The 23,147-nt window shown below is 73.3% G+C and carries 18 protein-coding genes; 6 read left to right on the top strand and 12 right to left on the bottom strand.

Annotated elements, in window-relative coordinates:
• The first annotated feature begins 5 nt into the window (after positions 1–5).
• Positions 6–1,583 carry a peptidoglycan DD-metalloendopeptidase family protein gene (locus AC069X_RS00660; RefSeq protein WP_478723621.1) on the top strand — a complete coding sequence of 526 codons (1,578 nt, stop codon included), beginning with the start codon at positions 6–8 and terminating at the stop codon, positions 1,581–1,583.
• A 106-nt stretch (positions 1,584–1,689) separates the two neighbouring features.
• Here the strand turns inward: AC069X_RS00660 and pcrA are convergent, their stop codons facing one another.
• A complete protein-coding gene (gene pcrA / locus AC069X_RS00655; RefSeq protein ID WP_478723619.1) occupies positions 1,690–4,167 on the bottom strand; it encodes a DNA helicase PcrA in 2,478 nt (825 codons plus the stop codon).
• 86 nt (positions 4,168–4,253) lie between these two features.
• Here pcrA and AC069X_RS00650 point away from each other — a divergent pair, with 86 nt between their 5' ends.
• Together AC069X_RS00650 and AC069X_RS00645 are read left to right on the top strand one after the other, a co-directional pair.
• On the top strand, positions 4,254–4,610 hold the full coding sequence (locus AC069X_RS00650; protein WP_478723617.1) for a hypothetical protein: 357 nt from the start codon (positions 4,254–4,256) through the stop codon (positions 4,608–4,610).
• 251 nt (positions 4,611–4,861) lie between these two features.
• On the top strand, positions 4,862–5,914 hold the full coding sequence (locus tag AC069X_RS00645) for a C40 family peptidase (RefSeq protein ID WP_478723615.1): 1,053 nt from the start codon (positions 4,862–4,864) through the stop codon (positions 5,912–5,914).
• Between the two features lie 7 nt (positions 5,915–5,921).
• On the opposite strand, the gene AC069X_RS00640 is transcribed toward AC069X_RS00645, so the two are convergent.
• The 3 genes from AC069X_RS00640 to AC069X_RS00630 all read right to left on the bottom strand — a co-directional run bounded on the left by AC069X_RS00640 (position 5,922) and on the right by AC069X_RS00630 (position 9,107).
• Complete coding sequence (locus tag AC069X_RS00640) at positions 5,922–7,034, bottom strand: alpha/beta hydrolase (protein WP_478723613.1); 1,113 nt, start codon at positions 7,032–7,034, stop codon at positions 5,922–5,924.
• Between the two features lie 85 nt (positions 7,035–7,119).
• Entirely contained in the window at positions 7,120–7,815 is a 696-nt protein-coding gene (locus tag AC069X_RS00635) for a LuxR C-terminal-related transcriptional regulator (protein ID WP_478723611.1), read from the bottom strand.
• A complete protein-coding gene (locus AC069X_RS00630) occupies positions 7,812–9,107 on the bottom strand; it encodes a PspC domain-containing protein (protein WP_478723610.1) in 1,296 nt (431 codons plus the stop codon). Before AC069X_RS00630 ends, AC069X_RS00635 begins: the two co-directional genes overlap by 4 nt.
• Positions 9,108–9,238: 131 nt before the next feature.
• Here AC069X_RS00630 and AC069X_RS00625 point away from each other — a divergent pair, with 131 nt between their 5' ends.
• A complete protein-coding gene (locus AC069X_RS00625) occupies positions 9,239–10,567 on the top strand; it encodes a PspC domain-containing protein (RefSeq protein ID WP_478723608.1) in 1,329 nt (442 codons plus the stop codon).
• Positions 10,554–10,778 carry a hypothetical protein gene (locus AC069X_RS00620; RefSeq protein ID WP_478723606.1) on the top strand — a complete coding sequence of 75 codons (225 nt, stop codon included), beginning with the start codon at positions 10,554–10,556 and terminating at the stop codon, positions 10,776–10,778. The genes AC069X_RS00625 and AC069X_RS00620 overlap by 14 nt, the downstream gene beginning before the upstream one ends.
• Here the strand turns inward: AC069X_RS00620 and AC069X_RS00615 are convergent.
• The 4 genes from AC069X_RS00615 to guaA form a co-directional block, all read right to left on the bottom strand.
• A complete protein-coding gene (locus AC069X_RS00615) occupies positions 10,742–11,233 on the bottom strand; it encodes a DoxX family protein (protein WP_478723604.1) in 492 nt (163 codons plus the stop codon). The genes AC069X_RS00620 and AC069X_RS00615 overlap by 37 nt on opposite strands.
• Before the next feature lie 19 nt (positions 11,234–11,252).
• Entirely contained in the window at positions 11,253–12,509 is a 1,257-nt protein-coding gene (locus AC069X_RS00610; RefSeq protein ID WP_478723602.1) for a hypothetical protein, read from the bottom strand.
• A gap of 94 nt (positions 12,510–12,603) precedes the next feature.
• The gene (locus tag AC069X_RS00605; RefSeq protein ID WP_478723600.1) at positions 12,604–13,389 is read right to left on the bottom strand and encodes a class II aldolase/adducin family protein; all 786 of its coding nucleotides are present in this window, start codon (positions 13,387–13,389) and stop codon (positions 12,604–12,606) included.
• Positions 13,390–13,540: 151 nt separating this feature from the next.
• A complete protein-coding gene (guaA, locus tag AC069X_RS00600; RefSeq protein WP_478723598.1) occupies positions 13,541–15,133 on the bottom strand; it encodes a glutamine-hydrolyzing GMP synthase in 1,593 nt (530 codons plus the stop codon).
• Between the two features lie 336 nt (positions 15,134–15,469).
• On the opposite strand from guaA, the gene AC069X_RS00595 reads away from it, so the two are divergent.
• Positions 15,470–15,766 (top strand): chorismate mutase, encoded by a 297-nt coding sequence (locus AC069X_RS00595; protein WP_478724319.1) that lies wholly within the window; start codon positions 15,470–15,472, stop codon positions 15,764–15,766.
• A 303-nt stretch (positions 15,767–16,069) separates the two neighbouring features.
• Here AC069X_RS00595 and AC069X_RS00590 read toward each other — a convergent pair whose 3' ends face one another.
• The 4 genes from AC069X_RS00590 to AC069X_RS00575 form a co-directional block, all read right to left on the bottom strand.
• Entirely contained in the window at positions 16,070–17,680 is a 1,611-nt protein-coding gene (locus tag AC069X_RS00590; RefSeq protein ID WP_478723596.1) for a peptidase, read from the bottom strand.
• A gap of 181 nt (positions 17,681–17,861) precedes the next feature.
• Positions 17,862–19,661 (bottom strand): GMC oxidoreductase, encoded by a 1,800-nt coding sequence (locus tag AC069X_RS00585; protein ID WP_478723594.1) that lies wholly within the window; start codon positions 19,659–19,661, stop codon positions 17,862–17,864.
• Between the two features lie 9 nt (positions 19,662–19,670).
• On the bottom strand, positions 19,671–21,302 hold the full coding sequence (locus AC069X_RS00580) for a succinic semialdehyde dehydrogenase (protein ID WP_478723592.1): 1,632 nt from the start codon (positions 21,300–21,302) through the stop codon (positions 19,671–19,673).
• 125 nt (positions 21,303–21,427) lie between these two features.
• The gene (locus AC069X_RS00575) at positions 21,428–23,098 is read right to left on the bottom strand and encodes a serine/threonine-protein kinase (protein WP_478723590.1); all 1,671 of its coding nucleotides are present in this window, start codon (positions 23,096–23,098) and stop codon (positions 21,428–21,430) included.
• Positions 23,099–23,147 lie beyond the last annotated feature (49 nt).

The following is a 23,147-nucleotide window of genomic DNA, read 5'->3' as shown; positions in this document are numbered from 1 at the left end:
AGTTGGTGAACGACCGCCCGACGTCGGGCCAGTACCCCGATTCGGGGTACGACGGCCTTTCCACCACCACTTTCGCTGGTGACCAGGGGTACCTGTCCTACGAAACGCAGGGCCAGGGGTATCAGTACGTCACAGACCCCGCCGCCTCCGGCAGTTATGGAACGTACGACGCGTACGGGGCGTACCCGTCCGCCGCCGGCACCGGCGCGTACGACAGCACCGCCTGGACGACGCCGGAGAGTTACCTGTCGAGCGTCCCGGCCCAGAGCGTCCCCGAGGACACCACGGGCCAGTTCGACGCGAGCGCCTGGAACTCCGCGACCGCCGACTACCAGCCGGCCTCCTACGGCTACGACTCCGCGGGCGTCGAGCAGACCGGCCACTGGACCCTCCCCGGCTACGGGCAGGAGACCGGCACCTACGACGCCACCGCCTGGAACGGCGGCGGCTCCGACGAGGTCCCGGCCACGGGCTACGAGGCCACGACCGTGGTCCCGGTGTTCACCGAGGCAGGCTCCGCGGAAACCGGCGGAGCGGGCGGCTACACCGACGCCGACGCGTACGCCGACACCCCCGCGTACGCCGGCACCCCCGCGTACGCCGACGCCGACGCGTACACCGATCCGTACGCCGACGACGAGACCTCCGTCTTCGAACCCCTGGCCGTCACGGCCGAGGACGAGCCGGACCTCCCGGACGCCCCCGTCCACGACATGCCCACGCAGGCCATGGCCGTCACCCCGGCGGCCGCCGCGCCCCGCGCCGGCCGCCGGGCCGGCGGCAAGGGCGGCAAGGGCGGTGCCGGCCGCAGCACCACCGCCAAGGCCAACCCCGCCGCCGGAAGGGGCCGCCGCAACCCGGCCAAGCGGTCCGCCCTCCTGACGGTGGCCGTGCCCTCGGCCTGCGTGATGGGCGTCGCGGGTGTCGCCGCCGCCTCCGTCGGCGGACTCACCGGCGGCGACAAGCCGGCCGAGGAGACGACCACGATGGCCGCCCCCGACCCGGCGTCGGTGAAGCCGGTCGAGGCGAACAACAAGCTCGACACGCAGCTGGCGGCGCTCAGCGCCGACGCCGGCGACTTCGCGGACCGCGCGAGCCGCACCCAGGAGCGCATCGACCTCAAGCAGCGCCAGGAAGAAGAGAAGAAGAAGCGGGCGGAGGAGGCGGCGGCCAAGGAGGCGGCCCGTCCCAAGTTCGCGGTGCCCGTCGCCCAGCGCGGCCTGAGCGCCAGCTTCGGCCAGGCGGGCGGCATGTGGATGTCGGTGCACACCGGCATCGACTTCCCCGTCGGCTACGGCACGCCGGTCATGGCCGCCACCGACGGCACCGTGCGCACCCAGTGGAACAGCGCCTACGGCAACATGGCCATAGTGACCTCCCCCGACGGCACCGAGACCTGGTACTGCCACCTCGGCAGCACCAAGATCCGCTCCGGCAAGGTCAAGGCCGGTGACGTCATCGCGTACTCCGGCAACTCCGGCAACTCCACCGGCCCGCACCTCCACTTCGAGGTGCGCCCCGGCGGCGGTTCCGCGGTCGACCCCGCGGCCTGGCTGCGCAGCCACGGCCTGGACCCGAGCTGAGCCGACGCCGGTGACGGGCCGGGGCCCCGAAGGCCCCGGCACCCCGCATCCGAACCCCGGCGCCCCGGGCCCCGGGCCCCAGGCCCCAGGCCCCAGGCCCCAGGCCCTACAGCTTCTGCACCGGCGCGTAACGCAGCAGCAGCCGCTTCGGCTTGGCGTCCCCGAAGTCGATGGTGGCCTGCGCGTCCGCGCCGGCACCCCGGACCTCCATGACCGTGCCGAGCCCGAACTGGTCGTGCGTGACCCGGTCCCCGACGGACAGCGCGACGACCGGCTTGTCGGCGGCCCGGCGCGTGGCGAAGCCGGACGGGCCGGACCGCGTGCGCGACGAGGACAGGAACGCCTCGGGCGAGGTCCCGAAGGAAGCCTTCCCGGAGGACGAGCCGTACCCGGAACCGCGCACCGGCCCCGCCGGCTTCTGCGCGGCGCCCGTGCGCTTCCACTGGAGGTACTCGGCCGGGATCTCCTCCAGGAACCGCGAGGGCGGGTTGTACGAGGGGGTGCCCCACGCGCTGCGCATGCCGGACCGGGTCAGGTACAGCCGCTCGCGGGCGCGGGTGATGCCCACGTAGGCGAGGCGGCGCTCCTCCTCCAGCTCCTTGGTCTGGCCGAGCGCGCGCATGTGCGGGAAGACACCGTCCTCCATGCCGGTCAGGAAGACGACCGGGAACTCCAGGCCCTTGGCGGTGTGCAGGGTCATCAGCGTGATGACGCCCGAGCCGTCCGTGTCCTCGTCCGGGATCTGGTCGGAGTCGGCGACGAGCGCGACCTGCTCCAGGAACTCCGCCAGCGTGCCCGGGTTGGACTCGTCACGGGCCTGCTCGAACTCCAGGGCCACGGCCGCGAGCTCCTGGAGGTTCTCGATCCGGGTCTCGTCCTGCGGGTCGGTCGACGCCTGGAGCTCGGCGAGGTACCCGGTGCGCTCCAGCACCGCCTCCAGCACGACGGCCGGGCCGGCGCCGGAGTCGGCGATCGTCCGCAGCTCCTCCATCAGCACGTTGAACCGCTTGACGGCGTTGGTCGAGCGGGCGGCCATGCCGAAGGCCTCGTCGACGCGCCGCAGCGCCTGCGGGAAGGTGATCTTCTCGCGGAGCGCGAGGGCGTCGATCATCGCCTCGGCGCGCTCGCCGATGCCGCGCTTGGGCACGTTCAGGATCCGGCGCAGCGGGACGTTGTCCTCGGGGTTGGCGAGGACCCGCAGGTAGGCCAGGACGTCCCTGACCTCCTTGCGCTCGTAGAAGCGGACACCGCCGACGACCTTGTACGGGAGACCGACGCGGATGAAGATCTCCTCGAACACGCGCGACTGGGCGTTGGTCCGGTAGAAGATCGCGACGTCGCCGGCCTTGGCGTCGCCGGCGTCGGTGAGCCGGTCGATCTCGTCGGCGACGAATTGGGCCTCGTCGTGCTCGGTGTCGGCGACGTAGCCGGTGATCACGGCGCCGGTGCCGGCCTGGGTCCACAGGTTCTTGGCGCGGCGGTTCTCGTTGCGCTCGATGACCGCGTTGGCGGCCGAGAGGATCGTCTGGGTGGAGCGGTAGTTCTGCTCCAGCAGGATCGTCGTCGCGTCCTTGTAGTCCTCCTCGAACTGGAGGATGTTGCGGATGGTCGCGCCGCGGAAGGCGTAGATCGACTGGTCGGCGTCACCCACCACGCACAGCTCGGCCGGCGGCAGGTCCGGGTAGCCGGGGCCGACCAGCTCGCGCACCAGCGTGTACTGGGCGTGGTTGGTGTCCTGGTACTCGTCGACCAGGACGTGGCGGAAACGGCGCCGGTAGTGCTCGGCCACGTCCGGGAAGGCCTGGAGGAGGTGGACGGTGGTCATGATGATGTCGTCGAAGTCGAGCGCGTTGGCCTCGCGCAGCCTCCCCTGGTACATCGCGTACGCCTGGGCGAGGGTCTTCTCGAAGCCGTCGGCGGCCTGGGCGGCGAAGGCGTCCTCGTCGATCAGCTCGTTCTTCAGGTTCGAGATCTTGGCGTTGAAGGACTTGGGCGGGAACTTCTTCGGGTCCAGGTCCAGGTCGCGGCAGACGAGCGCCATCAGGCGCTTCGAGTCGGCCGCGTCGTAGATCGAGAACGACGAGGTGAAGCCGAGCCGCTTCGACTCGCGGCGCAGGATGCGCACGCACGCGCTGTGGAACGTGGAGACCCACATGGCGTTGGCGCGGGGGCCGACCAGGCCCTCGACGCGCTCCTTCATCTCGCCGGCGGCCTTGTTGGTGAAGGTGATCGCCAGGATCTGGCCGGGGTGGACGTTCCGCGCGGACAGCAGGTGGCCGATGCGGTGGGTGAGCACCCGGGTCTTGCCGGAGCCGGCGCCGGCGACGATGAGCAGCGGCGAGCCGGCGTGCACCACGGCGGCGGCCTGCTGCTCGTTCAGCCCGTCCAGGAGGGTCGCGGGGTCGATGACGGGGCGCGGGGCGCCGTCCCGGTAGTACGCGTCCCCGCTCATGGGCAGGTCGAAGGCACCCCCGAAGAGGTCGTCCGCGCCGGGCTCCGGCTCGGGGTGCTCCTCGGGCGGCGGGGGGACCTCGTCGGAGGGGGTGAGGTCGGCCAGGAAGCTGTCGTCAAAGAGGCTGCTCATCGCCTTCCGAGTCTAGGGGGCGGGACCGACAGCCGGTCCCGCCCCCGGGAAATCCCGCGGAAACCGTGCCCCGTACGCTCGGCGGCATGACGGTTCTCACCAACATCTTCGTCGGCCTGCACATCATCGGCATCGCCTCCCTCCTCGGCGGGTTCCTGACCCAGATGAAGGCGATGGGCGCGGGCACGGCACGCTTCGTGCCCGCGATGCTGCACGGCGCGCTGACCATGCTCGTCACCGGCGTGCTGCTGGTGGGCTTCCGCGAGATGGGCGACGGCGCCCCGCTCAACCACGTCAAGATCGGCGTGAAGCTGGCGATCCTGTTCGTGGTCCTGGCGCTCGTCTACGTGAAGCGCGACGAGGAGCGGGTCGAGAAGGGCGTCTTCGCTGCGGTCGGCGGTCTGACCGTGGCCAACGTCTTCATCGCCGTCCTCTGGCGCTGAGCCTCCGGCCTCTGGCCTCCGGCCTCCGGCCTCCGGCCTCCGGAACGGAAACTCCGTCCTCCGGCGCTGAGGCGCCGGCCTGCGGAAGGGAAACGCCGTCCTCCGGCACCGCCCGGTCAAGCAAGATCCATTACCGGTCGGACGAGGACAGTTCCGGTCATCTCGTCATCTGCCCGTTACCTTCAGGTTTAGCGTCCTCCCCCAAGACCTCCCCGGTACCTACGGGACGAGCGGAAGGACGTGAGGCCCCCGTGGCCAGTCATCGAAAGCCCAGGCAGCGCCCGTTCTCCGGCGGCACCGTACGGACCGCCGCCACCCTCGCCCTCGCGGGCGCTGCCACGGCCACCGCCTTCGAAGGCACCTCGCACGCCGACCCCCAGGCCGGCCCCGCCCAGGTCAAGGCGGAGGTCGACCGGCTCTACGGGGAGGCCGAGGCGGCGACCGAGAAGTACAACGGGGCGAAGGCCGGGGCGGAGGAGGCCGAGCGGGCGCTGACCGGCCTGCGCGAGGAGACCGCCCGCAAGACGGACCGGCTGAACACCGCCCGCAGCGCCCTGGGCTCCCTCGCCGCCACCCAGTACCGCAGCGGCGGCCTGGGACCGGCCCTCCAGCTGGCCATGGCCTCCGATCCGCAGGACTACCTCGACCGGGCCGGCCTGCTCTCCCGGGCCGGCGACCGGACCGCCTCGGAGGTGGCCGCCGTCAAGCGCGGCCTCGACGAGGTCGGACGGCTGCGCGGCCAGGCCGCCGCCCGGCTCGCGGACCTGCGCGACCGGCAGCACGAGCTCGCCGAGCAGAAGGCCGTCATCGAGCGCAAGCTCGCCACCGCCCGGCAGCTGCTGGCCCGGCTCACCGCCGAGGAGCGGGCCGCGTACGAGGCCCGTTCCGGCACCGGAACGCCTGCGGCCGCGTCCGGGCCCGGCCGCCCCCAGTCACCGCCGCCGCCCTCCGACGGCTCCCGGGCCGCCCGCGCGGTGGCGTTCGCGTACGGCGCGATCGGCAAGCCGTACGTCTGGGGCGCGACGGGGCCGGGCTCGTACGACTGCTCCGGCCTGACCCAGGCGGCGTGGCGCGCGGCCGGGGTGTCCCTGCCCCGCACCACCTACACCCAGATCAACGCGGGGCGGCGGGTCTCCCGGGACCAGCTGGCCCCCGGGGACCTGGTCTTCTTCTACTCCGGGGTCACCCACGTGGGCATGTACGTCGGCAACGGCCAGATGATCCACGCCCCGCGCCCCGGCTCCACGGTCCGGCTGGCGCCCGTCGCCTCCATGCCCTGGGCGGGCGCCTCCCGTCCCGCGTGAGGGGCGGCTACGGCGTCTTGACCTGCTGGCTGAGCCATCCGAAGGTCTGCGGGAGCTGCTTGGACCACGCCTCCAGGTTGTGGCCGCCGGTGATCTTCTCCGCGTGCACCGTGGTCGGGCTCTGCGCGAGCGCCTTGAGGTCCGTACCGGACAGGTAGCCGTCGTGCTCGGCGCCCGACATCCACAGCGCGACCGGCGGCGGGGCCGGCTGGGTCCTGAGCAGTTCCTTCAGGTTGTGGGCGCGGCGCAGCTCCGGGTCCTTGGCCACCAGCGAGCTGGGCTCCTGGCCGGGGTCGTTGTAGCCGGAGAGGGAGACGGCGGCGCTGTAGCGGTCGGGGTGCAGGATGGCCAGCTTGGCGGCGCAGTACGCGCCCGCCGAGTAGCCGGCGATGCCCCAGGTGCGGGCCTCGTCGGAGGCGCGGAAGTTGTCGGTGACCATCTTGCGGACGTCGACGCTGAACCAGCTGTCGGCGTTGACCTTGCCGGGGATGTTGGCGCAGCCGGTGTCGCCGTTGCCCAGCAGCATGGCGCGCGGGGAGACCAGGATGAAGGGCTGGACCTTGCCCTCCTTCATCAGCGGCTCCAGCACCTCGTGCGCCTTGAGCCCCTGGAACCAGGACTTGCCCGTGCCGGGTATGCCCGGGATCAGCTCGACGACCGGGAACTTCCTGTCCTTGTGGGCGGGGTCGTCGTACTGCGGCGGCAGCCACACCAGGACGTCGCCCTTGACCCCGGAGATCTTGCCGTCGAGCTCGGTCTTCTTCACCCGCCCGCCGAGGCCCTCGACCGGTACGAACTCCTGGCGTGCCTTCGGCTCCTGCCTGACCTGTTCGGCCTTCTTCCCGCCCATGCCGTCGGGGCCGAGGTCGGGGGCGGCCTGGACGTACGTGCCGGTGCCCATCAGGTCGGCCCAGGAGACGTAGAAGTTCATCTCCCGGTTGAGCCCGACGAACACCAGGGCGACCGCGGTCACCTGCGCGAAGACCACCATCACGGCGCGGACGGCGACGCGTGCCGCGGCGGGGCCGCGCACCTTGCTCCACACGGCCAGCGGCAGGACGACGGCGATCACGGTCAGGGCGACCGCCGTCGCGAAGAGGGGGGTCCCCGTCAGGCTCATCACGCCACCCAAGAGTCGGGTGCGCCGCCTTCCGGTTGCCCCCCGCGCCTGCGGCGTGGATCACATCCGGCCGGGTCGGGCCGGATCAGACCAGCCGGCGGGCCGTCGCCCAGCGGGTCAGCTCGTGCCGGTTGGAGAGCTGGAGCTTCCTGAGGACCGCGGAGACGTGCGATTCGACGGTCTTCACCGAGATGAACAGCTGCTTGGCGATCTCCTTGTACGCGTACCCGCGCGCGATCAGCCGCAGTACCTCGCGCTCGCGCTGGGTGAGCCGGTCCAGGTCCTCGTCGACCGGCGGGGCGTCCGTGGAGGCGAAGGCGTCCAGGACGAAGCCGGCCAGGCGGGGCGAGAACACCGCGTCCCCGTCCTGGACCCGGAAGACGGAGTCCACCAGGTCGGTGCCGGTGATGGTCTTGGTGACGTAGCCGCGCGCACCGCCGCGGATGACGCCGATGACGTCCTCGGCGGCGTCCGACACGGACAGCGCGAGGAACCGCACCGGGTTCTCAGCCGCCGCCATCAGCGGGGCGCAGCGCCGCAGCACCTCGACGCCGCCGCCTCCGGGGAGGTGCACGTCGAGGAGGACCACCTCGGGGCGGGTGGCGGTGATGACGGTGACGGCCTGGTCCACGTCGGCGGCCTCGCCGACGACCTCGACCCCGGTCCGGGCGGTCTCGCCGATCTCGGCCTGGACGCCGGTGCGGAACATCCGGTGGTCGTCGACGAGGACCACCCGGACCCTCCTGCTCGCGCCGCCGGTGGTCGCGTTGTCCTCGGTCATGCTGTCTTCGCCGCCCTCTCCATCTCCAGCTCGACTACCGTGCCGCCGTCGGGTGCGGACCGCAGCGTCGCGGTCCCCCCGTTGCGCTGCATCCGGCCGATGATCGATTCTCGTACGCCCATGCGGTCGTCCGGTACCGCGTCCATGTCGAAGCCCGGTCCGCGGTCCCGTACGGACACGAACACCGTCTGGCCCTCGACCTCCGCGTACACCTGGACGGGGCCGCCGTCGCCACCGTACTTGGCGGCGTTGACCATCGCCTCGCGCGCGGCCTGGATCTGGGCGCCCAGCTTCTCGTCGAGCGGGCAGTCTCCGACGACGACGACCTCGATCGGGACGCCGTGGTGGTCCTCCACGTCCGCGGCGGTCTTCTTCACGGCCTCGGCCAGGGTGGCCGGCTCCTCGGCCTCGTCCTTGCCGGTGCCCTCGGGCTTGTACAGCCAGTTGCGCAGCTCCCGCTCCTGGGCGCGGGCCAGGCGGCGGACCTCGCCGACGTCCTCGGCGTTGCGCTGGATCAGGGTGAGGGTGTGCAGCACCGAGTCGTGGACGTGGGCGGCGACCTCGGCGCGCTCCTGGGCGCGGATGCGCATGAGGCGCTCCTCGGAGAGGTCCTGGGTCATGCGGATCAGCCAGGGTCCGGCGAGCAGGGCTATGCCGACGAGGACGGCGAGGACGGCGGTGAGGAGGTTGCCGAGCTGGGCCGCGGAGCCGCGTACGACGATGAACACGGTCAGGCCCACCCCGACCAGGACGACGCCGGCGAGCGCGCGGGCGGCCTGGAAGACGCGCTTGCGGCGGTCCCCGGCGCTGCTCCAGTGGGCGCGGCGGGCGTTGTCGGCCTGGCGCCAGACGAGGACGACCCCGGCCCCGACGAGCAGGGTGGGCCAGATGTAGCGGCCGTTCTCGCCGCCGAAGCGGAGCTGGGAGAAGAAGATGCCGGCGCCGACTGCCAGCGCGATCAGGCCGGAGACCGCTCCCTTGTCGGGCTTGCGCAGGCGGCGGGTGCCGTCGTCGAAGCTCTCGAAGAAGGAGTGGTGTCCGGTCTTGCCGCCCTGGCCGAGCGGTACGAAGACCCAGAACGCCGCGTAGAGCAGGACGCCGAGCCCGTCCCCGAACGTGAACGTGCCGAGGAAGGCGAGCCGGACCCAGATCACGGGCAGCCCGAGGTGTCCGGCGAGGCCGCGCGCGACCCCGCCGAGCATCCGGCCGTCCGCGCTGCGGTACAGCCTGCGCTGCGGGACGTCCTCCTGGTCGGGGGCGTGGGGGATGCGTGGGGCGGCGACTGCGGGCATGTCACCAAGGGTCACACGCCCGGGCGCGGCCCGGCATCAGGGCATCCCCCCAGTTCGGTAGGGGGGATATCAGGGTTGCGCCAGGGTCGGGCCCGGTGCCGCGGGCCCGCACCGCCCGTCACCATGGACACATGACCGACGTACACGACGCCCCGTCCGGGGGCACCTCCGGGCCGGGTCCCGGGGACGATCCGGGGGCGCCCGCCCCCGCCGAGCGGCCGCCCCTGCGGCGCGGCAGGCGCGACAAGGTCCTCGCGGGCGTGTGCGGCGGCCTCGGCCGCTACTTCGACCTGGACCCGGTGGTGTTCCGGATCGTGCTCGGGGTGCTCGCCGTCACCGGCGGCGTCGGTCTGATCTTCTACGGCTTCGCGTGGCTGCTGCTGCCCCTGGAGGGCGAGGAGGACAGCGAGGGCAAGCGGCTGCTGACCGGCCGGGTCGAGGGCGCCACCCTGGCGGCCGTGTTCACCGCGCTGGTGGGCTGCGCGCTGTTCCTGTCGATGCTGGACAACGGGGTGATGGGCGCCTTCTCGGTGCTGGTCGTCCTGGCGCTCGGCGGGGCCTCGTACTGGTCCCGGCAGCGCCGCGGCGCTGCCGTCCCGCAGGCGCAGGCGCAGGCGTCGGCCGCGCACCGTCCGGCGCCGCCCGAGACGCAGGCGCCGCCGGTGCCGGGCAGCCCCTCCTGGTGGCGGGACCCGCTGGTCAAGGACGGCACCACGGGCCCTGTCGGTTCGAGCGGCTACCTGTGGGGGCCGGACGACGAGGGCTCGGACCGGGACCGGCCGGGCGCCGGCCCGGCGAAGCCCCGGCGCGGCGCGGCCGCGCGGTCGCGCGGCGGCATCGGCGGCCGGGTGTTCGTGCTGGCCCTGCTGGCGGGGGCGGCCGGCACCGCCGCGGTGTGGGAGGACAGCACCCTCGGGCACGCCCTCCAGGTGGGCCTGGCGTCCGCGCTGGCCGTCTTCGGGCTGGGTCTGGCGGTCAGCTCCGTCAAGGGCCGCACCGGTTTCGGCACGGTCCTGCTCGGCCTGCTCACCGCCGGGCTGCTCGCGGGGGCGATGGTGCTGCCGCGTGAGATCGGCACCGACTGGCAGGACGTGGCCTGGCGGCCGGCGGCGGTGGCCGACGTACGGCCCGCGTACGAGGCGCGGACGGGGTTGGCGACCTTGGACCTGAGCCGCCTGGACGTGCCCAAGGGGACCACCGTGACGGTGCGCGCCTCCATCGAGGCGGGCCGGCTGAAGGTGGTCGTGCCCCGGGAGGTCACCGCGCAGGCCGACGTGTCGATCCGGGTCGGGGACATCGAGATGCCCGGGGACACCGGCCCCGGCATCCGGATCAAGAGCGGCGGGGAGAACCGGCGGGCGACCCTGCCCCCGGCGGCCGGCACCGAGGCCGGCGGGACGATCGAGCTGCGCCTGGAGGCGGGCGTGGGACAGGTGGAGGTGGCCCGTGCGGCGTCATGAGTTCCAGCCGGGACGGCTGCTGGCGGGGCTGGTCCTGACCACGGCGGGGGTGCTCTACCTGCTCGACGCGGCCGGCGAGGCGGACGTGCCGTGGTTCCTGGTGGTCCCGTTCGCGATGGGCGGGCTGGTGCTGGCCGCGCTGGTCGGTCTGGTGACGTACGCCGTACGCCGGGATCAGCGCGACCGGATCATCGAGTCGAACGACCAGTAGGGCGCCCCCGCGAGGACCAGCGGGGTCCAGGCCATCAGGTAGGCGAGGTCGTTGCCGTAGTAGTACGGGGTGACGGCCCAGGAGACGGTGAGCCACAGGCTGAGCGAGATCAGCAGTCCGCCGGCGGCGGCGATCCGGGTCAGCACCCCGGCGAGGACGCCGAGTCCCACGAGGAGTTCCCCGATGGCGATGGCGACGCCGAAGCCGACGGGGGCCTTCAGGGCCAGGTCCACCAGGGCCGGGACGGCGGAGGTGTCGCGCACCCCGCGCATCATCTCGCCGATCGAGCCGCTGCCGGTCTCGGCGAGGAATCCGGCGGCCGTCAGCTTGTCGATGCCCGCGTAGACGAAGGTCACGCCGAGGAAGATCCGCAGCGGGAGGAGCGCGTAGCGGGTGGCCCGCTCCTTGAGCGGGGTGGTCCGCTGCCCGGATGGGGCGTCAGTTCGGGTCGTCACGCCCCCATGTCTACCCCGTTCACTCGGCCACGTCGATGATGCAGCGGTTGGATTCCACCCCGGCGGCCGTGACGACCTGGATGTCCACCCGGCCGGGCTCGACCTCCGCGGGCACGGGGACGGTGAGGACCGAATCGGAGGGGTTGGTGAACCCGCCGGCGACGGGGACGAGCGGCACGTGCACGTGGACCGCCCCGACCCGTACGACCAGCCGGGCGAGCATCTCGGGGGTCCGCGCGCCGGGCGGTACGAAGCCGACGCCCCGGATCTCGATGTCGTCGCCGGGCCGGACGGCCGCGTCGATGTCCCCGGGTTCGCGCCGGCGGACCACCGAGAGCACCAGCGGGCGGCTGCCCTCGGCGTACTTCGCCGCGAGGTACACGGCCGCCGACAGCGCCACCAGCAGGGCCAGCGCCCACGGCAGGTGCGGCAGCCGGTCGGGGAAGCGGGCCAGCGTCACCGCCGCGTAGGCCAGCACGACCGTGGAGACGAGGACGTACTGCGCGTCCGGGAAGCTGCCGCGGCCGTCGTCGTCGGTGAGCAGGTCCACGCCGCGCGGCCGGTCCGCCGGGAGCTTCTGGAGCCGCTGCCCGGCGATCCGTACGCAGACCACCCGGCGCACCAGCACCGCCACCGCCGAGGTCAGCGCGACCACCGACAGCAGCGGCAGCGCCCGCCCCAGCGCGAACCCCTGGTACAGGGCTTCGCGCGCGGGGCCGGGCGGGGAGGCGGCCAGCCGCAGCGCGGGCAGCAGCGCCGCGAACGCGGTCAGCACCAGCCAGGCGCTCGGCACGGCCTTCGAGGTGGACAGCCGGTTGTCCTCCCCGACGACCGGCGCCAGCAGCCCGCCGCGCAGCGACTGGGCGCGGGCGGCGACGGTGAGCAGCCCGGCCAGGACGAGGGCGGCGAGGAGTCCGGCGGTGCGGGCGGTGGACCAGCCGGTGCCGACGGCGGTGGCGACCTGCACCAGCAGCAGGACCCCGGCGGCGATCCACAGGGCGAGGACGGCCCGCCGCGAGAACAGGTACAGCCAGGAGTTGCCGGCCTCCCGTCCGCGGTCGGCGACCGTGCGGGCGGACAGGGTCAGCTCGTCGGAGACCCACTGGCGGGAGGCGCCGAGGGAGTGGGCGACCGCGGCCGGCACGCCCTGCCCGGCGGCGAACTCGTCCCGTTTCTCCAGGAACGCGGCGACCGCTCTGCGGTGCCCCTCCCGCGCGCAGTCGTCGCAGGCGCAGACGGCGGTATGGGTACTCCGGGACATCTCTTGGACAGCCACGTGCGTGCCGCCTCTCTGAACTACGGTGCAATGCCAGCGAATTGTGCACCACTGCGGCAGTGCTCCGGATTGCGCACGATGTCAGAGCAGGTGATTAACGGTTCATGATGTTGACGCCACCGTCCGCGACGGTCTGCCACAGCGGCTGGTAGCTCACCCAGGCGGCGAGGTCGCCGCCGAACCGGGCGCGGGTCGCCCGGGCCGCGCGGTGGTCGACGGGCACGGGTTTGCCGGCCGCCCGGGCGGTCAGCTGCACCCGTGCGGCCCGCTCGGCCGCGATGAACCACCAGGCGGCCGCGTCGACCGAGCCGCCGACCGTCAGCAGCCCCTGGTTGCGCAGGACCAGTGCCTTGTACGGGCCGATGGCGCGGGCGATCCGGCCGGGGTCGGCGGCGCCGTCGCCCGGGTACTCGTCCAGGAGCGCGTGGTCCTCGTAGAAGGCGCAGGCCTCCTGGGTGACCGGGGCCAGCAGCTCGCCGAGGCAGGCCAGCGCCCTGCCGTACGGGCCCTGCGTGCGGACCACCGCGACCGCGTCGGGCCGGGCCCGGTGCACGGCGGCGTGCACGGCGAAGGCCAGCTCGTTGAGCCGCCGGCCGCCCTCCAGCACCCGCCCGTCCCCGTCGGCCAGCAGCAGGTCCTCCGGGCGCAGGCCGACGAAGGCCCGGCCGAAGGGGTTCACCCAGTAGCAGTCCTCGAACTCCGGGTCGCGCGCGGTGACGTGCCCCGAGACGCCGTCCTCGTACCCGAGGCGCCCCAGCAGCCGCAGCGCCCCGGCCAGCCGCTCCTTGCGGTGGGCGCGCTCCTCGGCGGGGTCCTCGTGCACGGGCGGCATCTCGAAGGCCAGCCGGTCCACCGGCACGGGTACGGGTCGATCCGGCATGCGCCCTCCTTCGGGTGTCGACGGCGCGCGGCCGTGCGCGGCGCAAGCTACCGGGGCCGCCCCGAAGTGGCCAGAGCGCGGCGGCGGGAAAGGCGGAAGCCGCCGCCCCCTCGCAGGGGGCGGCGGCTCCGGCGCGCACGGCGGGTGGGGACTACTCCCACTCGATGGTGCCCGGGGGCTTGCTGGTGCAGTCCAGGACCACGCGGTTCACGTCCGGCACCTCGTTGGTGATGCGGGTCGAGATCCGGGCGAGCACCTCGTACGGCATGCGCGTCCAGTCCGCGGTCATCGCGTCCTCGGAGGAGACGGGGCGCAGCACGATGGGGTGGCCGTAGGTGCGGCCGTCGCCCTGGACGCCCACGCTGCGGACGTCGGCGAGCAGGACCACCGGGCACTGCCAGATCTCGCGGTCCAGGCCGGCGGCGGTGAGCTCGTGGCGGGCGATGGCGTCGGCCTCGCGCAGCAGGTCCAGGCGCTCCTTGGTGACCTCGCCGACGATGCGGATGCCGAGGCCGGGGCCGGGGAAGGGCTGGCGCTGGACGATCTCCTCGGGCAGGCCGAGCTCCTGGCCGACCATCCGGACCTCGTCCTTGAACAGCTGGCGCAGCGGCTCGACGAGCTCGAACTCGATGTCGTCGGGCAGGCCGCCCACGTTGTGGTGGGACTTGATGTTGGCGGTGCCGGTGCCGCCGCCGGACTCCACGACGTCCGGGTACAGGGTGCCCTGGACGAGGAAGGCGACCGCCGGGCCGTCCTCCTGGAGGATCTCCAGCTGGGCCTGCTCGAAGACGCGGATGAACTCGCGGCCGATGATCTTGCGCTTGGTCTCCGGGTCGGAGACGCCGGCCAGCGCGGTCAGGAAGCGCTCCTGCGCGTCGACGACCTTCAGCTGGACGCCGGTGGCCGCGACGAAGTCCTTCTCGACCTGCTCGGTCTCGCCCTTGCGCATCAGGCCGTGGTCGACGTACACGCAGGTCAGCTGGGAGCCGATGGCCTTCTGCACGAGGGCCGCGGCGACCGCGGAGTCCACGCCGCCGGACAGTCCGCAGATGGCGCGCTTGTCACCGACCTGCGCCTTGATCGCGGCGATCTGCTCCTCGACGATGTTGCCGGTGGTCCAGGTGGGCTTCAGGCCCGCGCCCCGGTAGAGGAAGTGCTCCAGGACCTGCTGACCGTGCGTGGAGTGCATCACCTCGGGGTGGTACTGCACGCCGTACAGCTTCTGCTCGTCGTTCTCGAAGGCCGCGACCGGGACGACGTTCGTCGACGCGGTGACGGTGAAGCCCTCGGGGGCGGCGGAGCAGGCGTCGCCGTGGGACATCCACACCGACTGGTGCTCGGGGGTGCCCTCGAAGAGGGTGGAGCCGGTCTTGGAGACGGCCAGCGGGGTACGGCCGTACTCGCGCGCGCCCGTGTTGTCGACGGTGCCGCCGAGGGTCGTCGCCATCAGCTGGAAGCCGTAGCACATGCCGAAGACGGGGACGCCGGACTCGAAGAGGCCGCGGGCGTCGTCCAGGCGCGGGGCACCCTCCTCGTACACGGAGGACGGGCCGCCGGAGAGGATGATCGCCTTCGGGTCCTTGGCGAGCATCTCGGCCACGGGCATCGTGCTGGGCACGATCTCGCTGTAGACGCGGGCCTCGCGGACTCGGCGGGCGATGAGCTGGGCGTACTGCGCGCCGAAGTCGACGACGAGGACCGTGTCCGGGGCGCTGTCGTGGGCGGCGGAGGGTGCTTCTGGCACGGGACGGCCTTCCGGCGGAAAGAGGTGGCTGTTTTGTCGATTCTACCGGTGGCGCCGACCGCCGGTTTGTCGCACCATCCGAGGCCCACGTCACGGCCGGGGCGCCCGGCCGTGACGTGGACGCGCCGCCGCCGGGGCGTCTCAGCATCCGGGCCCGGTTGGCCGGGGCGCGGGCAGGGGGGCCATAATCCACACCATGCGCAAGCAGCTGAGCTTCCTCTTTACCTATGGCACCGGCCGGTCCGGTCGCCATGGGTCCGCGTGATGCTCGCTTGAGCCGCTGACTTCCCAGAGCGCCCCGGTCCGACAGGACCGGGGCGCTCCGCGTTTCCGCTCCTGTCGGCCACCACCCACCACAGGAGAGACGCCATGAGCACGATCACCACCACCCCCGAGCAGCTGATCGCCGGATCCCGCGAGCGGATCGACGCCCTCGACGACCGGATCATCGGGCTGATCCAGGAGCGGATGGCCGTGTCGGCCGTCATCCAGGAGGCCCGGATCGGGGCGGGCGGGCGGCGGGTGCACCTGTCGCGCGAGATGGAGGTGCTGTCGCACTGGAGCGACGCCCTCGGCAAGCCCGGGACCGCCCTGGCGATGACCCTGCTGGAGCTGTGCCGGGGACGCGTCTGACGACACGGTCGCCCGTTCGTCACCCGTCCGGGCCGTGACCGGCCCCGGGAGTCTTCGTTGGTGAGGTTGTCCGTGCCAGCCAGGCGCGGGAAGCAGCACCACGCGTGGCTCCACGGGAGCGATGAGGCGCGACGCCCGACGGCGCGCGTCGTGGGACCTCGCTCCCTCCGCGTGACCGGACGGCAGGGGACAGCAGCCCGGTCACCCATGAGGACGGCCGGCCCGGGGGACGCCCCGGGCCGGCCGTTCGCCTTTCCGCCCTCCCGCGCGACTCCGCCGCCGAGCGGCTACGCGGCTACGCGCCTACGCGTGCGCGCCGCCGTTGGCGCGGCGGCGGAAGGACAGGTACAGCGCGGCGCCGACGGCGGTCAGGCCGGCGCCGGCGATGCCGACCAGGCCGGCCGTGCTGCCGGTGGAGGCCAGCGGGCCGCCGGTGCGGCCCGCGGCGGCCGAGGCGTTGTTGCCGCTGGTGGCTCCGGTGCTGCTCCCCGCGGAGGCCGAGGCGCTCGCGGAGGTGCTCGCCGAGGGGCTGCCGGAGGTGGAGGGGCTCGGCGACTTCGTCGGGGTGACCGTCGGGTTCGCCGTGAACGCGGCCTGGTTGTTGGCCAGCTCCGGGTCGAAGCGGTGCTTCTCGGGCTCGCCCTTCGCGCCGAGGCGGCCGACGGTGATGGCGCCCTTGGCGTCCTTGACGGCCTTCTCGATCTTCAGCTCGAAGGGGAAGGCGAGCTTCTCCTTCTCCAGCACGGACGCTCCGGTGGCGCAGCGGTACAGCCCCGGCTGCGCCTCGCGGCAGGCGGCCGGAGCCGTGAGGACCTTCACGCCCTTCGGGAGGAGGACGTCGACCACGGCGGCGGGGCCGGTGCCGGTGACCCAGGCGGGGCCGTTGTTGCGTGCGGCGACGACGGCCTTGACCCTCGCTCCGGCGGCGCCCTTGACGGTGAGGGGCTCGGCGGCGAAGTCGGCCCGGTTCGGCACGGTGAGCTCGACCACGCGCTTGTTGTCGGCCGGGTTCAGGTCGGGAGCGGCCTCCGCCTTCTTGCGGGCGGTCAGCTTCCGGCCGACGACGGTGGTGGCGGCGGCGCCGGCCGCGTCGGGCGCCTTGGCGTCCGGCGCGTTCTGCGGGTCGCCCGCCGGGTAGATGCCGTAGCCGAAGCGCTCGTCGAGGGCGTGCGCGCCGGCCTTCAGGTGCAGCGGGCTGTCGCCGGCCAGCTCGTAGGTGGCCTTGGCCTCGAAGTCCCCTTCGACGGTGCAGACGGCGGTGGTCGAGACGCGGGTGGTGCGGTAGGTGCAGTTGTCGTACCGCTCCGGGAACTCCAGGCCACGGGTGGCCTCCAGGTGCAGGACCACCCCCTTCGCCGGCTGCGTGCCGTCGTTGCGGAACGCGAGGGGCACGGCCTGGCTCTCGCCCGGCTTCGGGTCCTTCTTCAGGTTCAGGTCCCGCATGACCAGGTCGGGGCCGCCGATCGTGAGGGTGGTCCCGGCGGCGGTGACGGTGGCTCCGGCGGCCGTGCCGGTGACCGCGAGCCGGCCCGAGGCTCCGTCCCGGGCGTCCTTCACGGCGGTGGCCACCAGCTCCACTCCGGCGTGGGGGCCCGTGTCCTTGCAGACGAGGGTGGTCCCCTTGTCCTCGCACTTCCTGCCCCCCGCCGCTTCCTTCACGGAGGCGATGCCGGCGAGCTTGGCCAGGTCGACGGTGAAGGTGAACTCGCCGCCGAAGGAGCCGGTGTCGCCCAGTCGGAAGGACATGGACACCGGCTGCGGGGTGCCCGTCGCCGGGTGGGGCCGGAGGGCGAGGGCGGTCGGCCCGTCGAGGCGGAAGACGGGGTCCGCGGATTCGGCGGCCATCGCGGTGGGGGTGGTCAGCCCCACGGCCACCAGGCCGCACGCGGCCAGCAGGGAGATGCGCTGTCTCATGCCCCCCTTGACCCCCGGACCACCGTCGCGGTTGCGCTTCCGACCGTGTGACCGACACCACAGCCCGCAGCAAAGGATTCCGGTACAACCTTTTTCGGCAACCGCCTGTCCACTCTTGTACTGCGGTGAGTACCGCGCTCGGAGGGGGAGCGCGGTGCTCGCCGCGGTCGTGTTCCCGGCGTCAGCGCTCGGGTTCCGGTTGCCTCGGCGGGACTTCGGGGACCGCGAGGAACGGCAGCCGCAGCGCCCCGAAGGCCTCCTCGGGCACCGCCGGACGGGCCGGCTCCACCGCCTCCAGCCGCTCGTACGCCTCCCCCTGCGCGGGCCGCCGGTCCGCCTCGCCCTTGTTGGGCCAGTACGACATCGCCCGCTCCGCCTGCGCCGTGATGGTCAGCGACGGGTTGACCCCGAGGTTCGCGGAGACCGCCGAGCCGTCCACCACCGAGATGTCCGGGTGCCCGTAGAGCCGGTGGTACGGGTCCACCACGCCCTCCGCGGCGGAGGCGCCGATGGGGCAGCCGCCGAGGAAGTGCGCGGTCAGCGGGGTGCCCATCAGCTCGCCGATGTTGCTGCCGGGGAAGCCGTTGATCTCCTCGGCCAGCAGGGTCGCCGCCTCGGTGGCCTCCGCGATCTGCACCGGGTTGGGCGCGCCGTGCCCCTGGCGGGCGGTCAGCAGGCCTTTTCCGAGGCCGCCGGGCTTGCGGTAGGTGGTCAGGGAGTTGTCCAGGGACTGCATGACGAGGCCGATGATGGTCCGCTCCGACCAGCGCCGGTTCGACAGGGAGCGCAGCAGCTGCACCGGGTGGGTGGCGGTGCGGGCGAACCAGGCCCGTACCCGGTGCGTGGCGTGCGGCACCTGGAGGATCGTCAGGAACCCCATGGCGTTGGAGCCCCGGCCGTAGCGGACGGGCTCGATGTGTGTGTCGGCGTTGGGGTGCACGGACGAGGTGATGGCCACGCCCCGGGTGAAGTCCGCCCGTGCCGCGCCGCCGTGGCGCCTGCGGTAGCGGCGGTCGTCGGTCTGGGCCCCGACCAGGCCCTCGGAGTTGGTCCGGGTCAGGTCGCCGAGCCGGTCGGAGATCCGCGGCAGCTCGCCGAGGTCCTTCATGGTGTGCAGCAGGGTCTGGGTGCCGTACGTGCCGGCCGCGACGACCACGTGCCGGGCGCGCAGCACCTGGGCCTTGCCCCCGCGGCGGTCGGAGGTGGGGACGATCCGGACGCGGAGGCCGCCGTCGGGGTGCTCGGAGAGGGCGGTGACGGTGGTCATGGGACGGATCTCCGCCCCGGCCTTCTCCGCGAGGTACAGGTAGTTCTCGCCCAGGGTGTTCTTCGCGCCGTGCCGGCAGCCCGTCATGCACTCCCCGCACTCGGTGCAGGCCCTGCGGGCGGGTCCCACGCCTCCGAAGTAGGGGTCGGGGACCTCCTGGCCGGGGCGGACCTTCTGCTGTCCCCGGGCGTCGGCGCCGTCGCCGAAGAAGACGCCGACCGGGGCCATGTGGAAGGAGTCGCCGACGCCCATCCTCTCGGCGACGGCCTTCAGGTGCACGTCGGAGGGGGTGAGCGTCGGGTTGAGCCGTACGCCGAGCATCCGCTTGGCCTGGTCGTAGTACGGGGCGAGTTCCGCCCGCCAGTCGGTGATGGACGCCCACTGGCGGTCTTCGAAGAAGGCGGCGGGCGGCACGTACAGGGTGTTGGCGTAGTTGAGGGAGCCGCCGCCGACCCCGGCGCCGGCGAGGACCATCACGTTGCCGAGCAGGTGGATGCGCTGGATCCCGTACAGCCCGAGGGCGGGCGCCCACAGGTAGTTGCGCAGGTCCCAGCTGTTGCGGGGCAGGTCCTCGCGGGTGAAGCGGCGTCCTGCCTCCAGGACGCCGACCCGGTAGCCCTTCTCGGTGAGGCGGAGCGCCGCGACGGATCCGCCGAAGCCCGATCCGATCACGATGACGTCGTAGTCGTACGAGGAGTCGCTGTCGTGCGGCACGGGTTCCCCTTAGCGCAGTCGGAGGGCCTTGAGGACCTTGAGGCTGCTCGTCATGAAGCGGGCGTACTGCTCGTCGTCCATGCCGAGCGAGGGGGCCATCGGGAGCAGCCGCTGGTGGGCGACGGTCTGCGCCTCGGTGTACTTGAGGATGCCCTCGGAGCCGTGGCGGCGGCCGAGGCCGGAGTCCTTCATGCCGCCCATGGGGGCCTGGGCGCTGCCGTAGGCGGGGGCGTAGCCGTCGTTGATGTTGACGGTGCCGGTGCGCAGCCGGGCGGCGACGGCGTGGCCGCGGCGGGCGTCCTTGGTCCAGACGCTGGAGTTGAGGCCGTAGGCGGTGGCGTTGGCCTGGGCGATGGCCTCGTCCTCGTCGGTGAAGCGGTAGATGGAGACGACCGGGCCGAAGGTCTCCTCGGCGCAGACCGACATGGGGGCCTCGACGCCGTCGAGGATGGTGGGCTCGTAGAAGAGGGGGCCGATGTCGGGGCGGGCGAGGCCGCCGGCGACGAGGGTGGCGCCCTTGGCGACGGCCTCGTCCACGTGCCGCCGTACGGTCTCCAGCTGGCGTTCGCCGACGAGGGAGCCCATGTCGGCGCCGTAGGCGAGGGAGGCGCCGAGCCGCATGGCCTTCGTGCGGGCGGCGAAGCGCTCGACGAAGGCGTCGGCGATCGAGGCGTGGACGTAGAGCCGCTCGATGGAGATGCACAGCTGTCCGGCGGAGGAGAAGCAGGCGCGGACGGCGCCGGCGGCGGCCTTCTCCACGTCGGCGTCGTGCAGGACGAGCATGGCGTTCTTGCCGCCGAGTTCGAGGGAGACGCCGACCAGGCGGGCGGCGGCGCCCTGGGCGACCTCGCGGCCGGTGCGGGTGGAGCCGGTGAAGGAGACGTAGTCGGCGTGGCGGACCACCTCGGGGCCGACGACGGGACCCTCACCGAGGACTATCTGGAAGACCTCGGCGGGCAGTCCGGCCTCGATGAGCAGGTCGCGGGCCCACAGGGCGGTGAGCGCGGTCTCGGTGTCGGGCTTCATGACGACGGCGTTGCCCGAGACGAAGGCGGGCAGGGCGTCGCCGACGGACAGTTCGAGGGGGTAGTTCCAGGGGGCGATCTGGCCGACGACCCCGCGCGGCTGGCGCAGCTCGGTGACCTTGGTCAGGGTGGGCATGGCGCCCGTGTGGCCCTTGGGCCGCAGGTAGGAGGGGGCCTTGCGGCCGTAGTGCCGGGCGGCGACCGCGACGGCCTGGACCTCTTCGTGGGCGTGCAGGCGGGCCTTGCCGGTCTCCAGCTGGATGAGGTCGAGGACCTCGGACTGGCGGGCGAGGACCAGGTCGTGGAAGCGCAGGAGTACGGCGGCCCGTCGGCGTACGGGGACGGCGGCCCAGGCGGGCTGGGCGGTGCGGGCCCGCGCGAAGGCGGTGGCCACGTCCTCGGGGGTGGCCTCGGGCAGGTCCGCCAGCTTGGCCCCGGTGAAAGGGGTGTGGTTGGCGGTCCGGCCGGAGCCGATCACTCCGCGGGTGAGCCGGGCGACCAGGGCGGGGGTCACCACGTCGGCGGCGGTACGGGCGCCTGCCGGGGCCGGGGCGACCGGGTTGGTGGGCTGCGGTGCGGAGCGGAGGGGGGCGGCGGGGGCCTGCGAGTCCGTCATGGCGGTGAGCGTATTGCGCGGCCGGGCCTTTGGGTACCCGTGGGTAACCGGATTTTGCCAAATCTGCCAGCGATCGCTGGCAGGATGGCCGGGGAGGGCGGCCCGGTTCCCCTCGCGGGGTGGGCTCAGCTCCCCTTCCCGGCCGGCTCCCAGCCGCTGAGCACGGTGTCGAACTGCTGGCGGGTCGTGGCCCAGTCCGCCGCGGGGCCCGTCATGTAGATCGCGTACTCGGTGCCGTTCGGGGCGTAGTACATCTGCTCGATGGCGCGGCGCGGCCCGGCGTGCACCCCCTTCTCGGTCCACGTGAAGTCCCACAGCACGGCATCGGTGCTCCCCCGGAAGGTGTTCGGGGCGAGCTTCTGCCGCTTGTAGTCCGTCCGCTTCGCCACCTGCTTCTCCAGGTCGAGCACGTGCGCGTACGGGTCCTTGAAGTCCGGGGTGCGGTCGGCGGCGATCCGGATGTAGTGCTTGCCGTCGTCCCCGGTGTAGTCGATCTGGTCGCCGAACACCTGGCGCTTCCAGCCCTTGGGGACGAACAGCGTGAAGCCCTCCGGGTCCGTGACCTTCTCCCACCCGGCCGGCGGGGTGGCGGCCTTCTGGCCGGTCTCGCCGTTCTCGCCCGTCTGGCCGGTCTGGCCCGTCTGGCCGGTCTGGCCGCCGGTGGCACTCGCGTTCTTGTCGGAGCCGCCGCCCTTGTCCGCGTCCCCGTCGTCGCCGGTGAACTTCAGCAGCCCGAACACCGCGCCGCCGCCGAGCAGCGCCGCGACCAGGGCCACCGCGGCGGCCCGCCGCAGCCGGCCCGGCGGGCGCACGGCGGGGGCCGTGGGCCGCTCGGGCAGGGCGGTGGCCGGGGCAGGGGCGGGCGCGGGGGCGGGCTCCGGCGCCGGGGGCACGGCCGCCTGCGCGGAGGCCCGCTCCTCGTCGCTCACCGCGCGCGTGGGCACGTACGCCTGGGCCGCCTTCGGCTCGCGGCCCTCCATCGCCTCCAGCAGCATCCGCTCGGCCTCCGCCGCCGAAGGGCGCTCGGCCGGGTCCTTGCGCAGCAGCGCGGTGATGACCGGGCCCAGGGGGCCGGACTGGCGCGGGACGGGCGGCTCGTCGTTCACCACCGCCTGGAGGCTGGAGATGGGCGACGTACGGCGGAAGGGCGAGCGCGCCTCGACGGCCGTGTACAGGGTGGCGCCCAGCGACCACAGGTCGGAGGACGGGTCGGGGGCGCCGCCCGTGACCCGCTCCGGGGCCAGGTAGTCGATGGACCCGACGAGTTCACCCGTCCGCGTGATCGACGAGTCGCCCTCGATCGCCGCGATCCCGAAGTCCGTCAGCAGCACCCGGCCGTCCTTGGCCAGCAGCACGTTGCCCGGCTTGACGTCCCGGTGCATCACGCCGACCGCGTGCGCCGCGCGCAGCGCGCCCAGCACGTGCAGGCCGATCCGGGCCGCTTCGCGGGGCTCGATCCGCCCGGCCGCCTTCGCGGCCTCCGCGAGGGAGGGGCCGTCGATGTGCTCCATGACGATCCACGGCCGGTCGTCGTGCTCCAGCACGTCGTGGACGGTGACGACCGCCGGGTGCTGGATCCGGGCCGCCGCCCGGGCCTCCTTCTGCGTACGGGCGTGCATGACCTCCCGGTCGGCCTGCGAGACGTACAGCCCCGCCGTCAGCTCCTTGACCGCGACCGTCCGGTGCAGCAGCTCGTCGTGCGCGCGCCACACCTTGCCCATGCCACCGCTGCCGATGGGCTCCACGAGCCGGTACCGGCCCGCCAGCACCGCACCCGCGCCTGTCTGCTGTTCCACGAATTCCCGCCGCTCTGTGCACTCCACGCCAGATTACGGAGCCCACGGG

It is taken from the genome of Streptomyces sp. NPDC043896 (genome assembly GCF_056435605.1).
Note: the sequence above shows the minus strand (reverse complement) of the source record. Positions and strands in the feature narration are given on the sequence as shown.

Coding starts and splice junctions, on each gene's coding strand:
- pcrA (WP_478723619.1), bottom strand. CDS start 4,167: ATGAGCAGCCTCTTTGACGACAGCTTCCTGGCCGACCTCACCCCCTCC.
- AC069X_RS00590 (WP_478723596.1), bottom strand. CDS start 17,680: ATGAGACAGCGCATCTCCCTGCTGGCCGCGTGCGGCCTGGTGGCCGTG.
- AC069X_RS00630 (WP_478723610.1), bottom strand. CDS start 9,107: ATGCCCGCAGTCGCCGCCCCACGCATCCCCCACGCCCCCGACCAGGAG.
- AC069X_RS00640 (WP_478723613.1), bottom strand. CDS start 7,034: ATGAGCCTGACGGGGACCCCCCTCTTCGCGACGGCGGTCGCCCTGACC.
- AC069X_RS00635 (WP_478723611.1), bottom strand. CDS start 7,815: ATGACCGAGGACAACGCGACCACCGGCGGCGCGAGCAGGAGGGTCCGG.
- AC069X_RS00605 (WP_478723600.1), bottom strand. CDS start 13,389: ATGCCGGATCGACCCGTACCCGTGCCGGTGGACCGGCTGGCCTTCGAG.
- AC069X_RS00580 (WP_478723592.1), bottom strand. CDS start 21,302: ATGACGGACTCGCAGGCCCCCGCCGCCCCCCTCCGCTCCGCACCGCAG.
- AC069X_RS00650 (WP_478723617.1), top strand. CDS start 4,254: ATGACGGTTCTCACCAACATCTTCGTCGGCCTGCACATCATCGGCATC.
- AC069X_RS00625 (WP_478723608.1), top strand. CDS start 9,239: ATGACCGACGTACACGACGCCCCGTCCGGGGGCACCTCCGGGCCGGGT.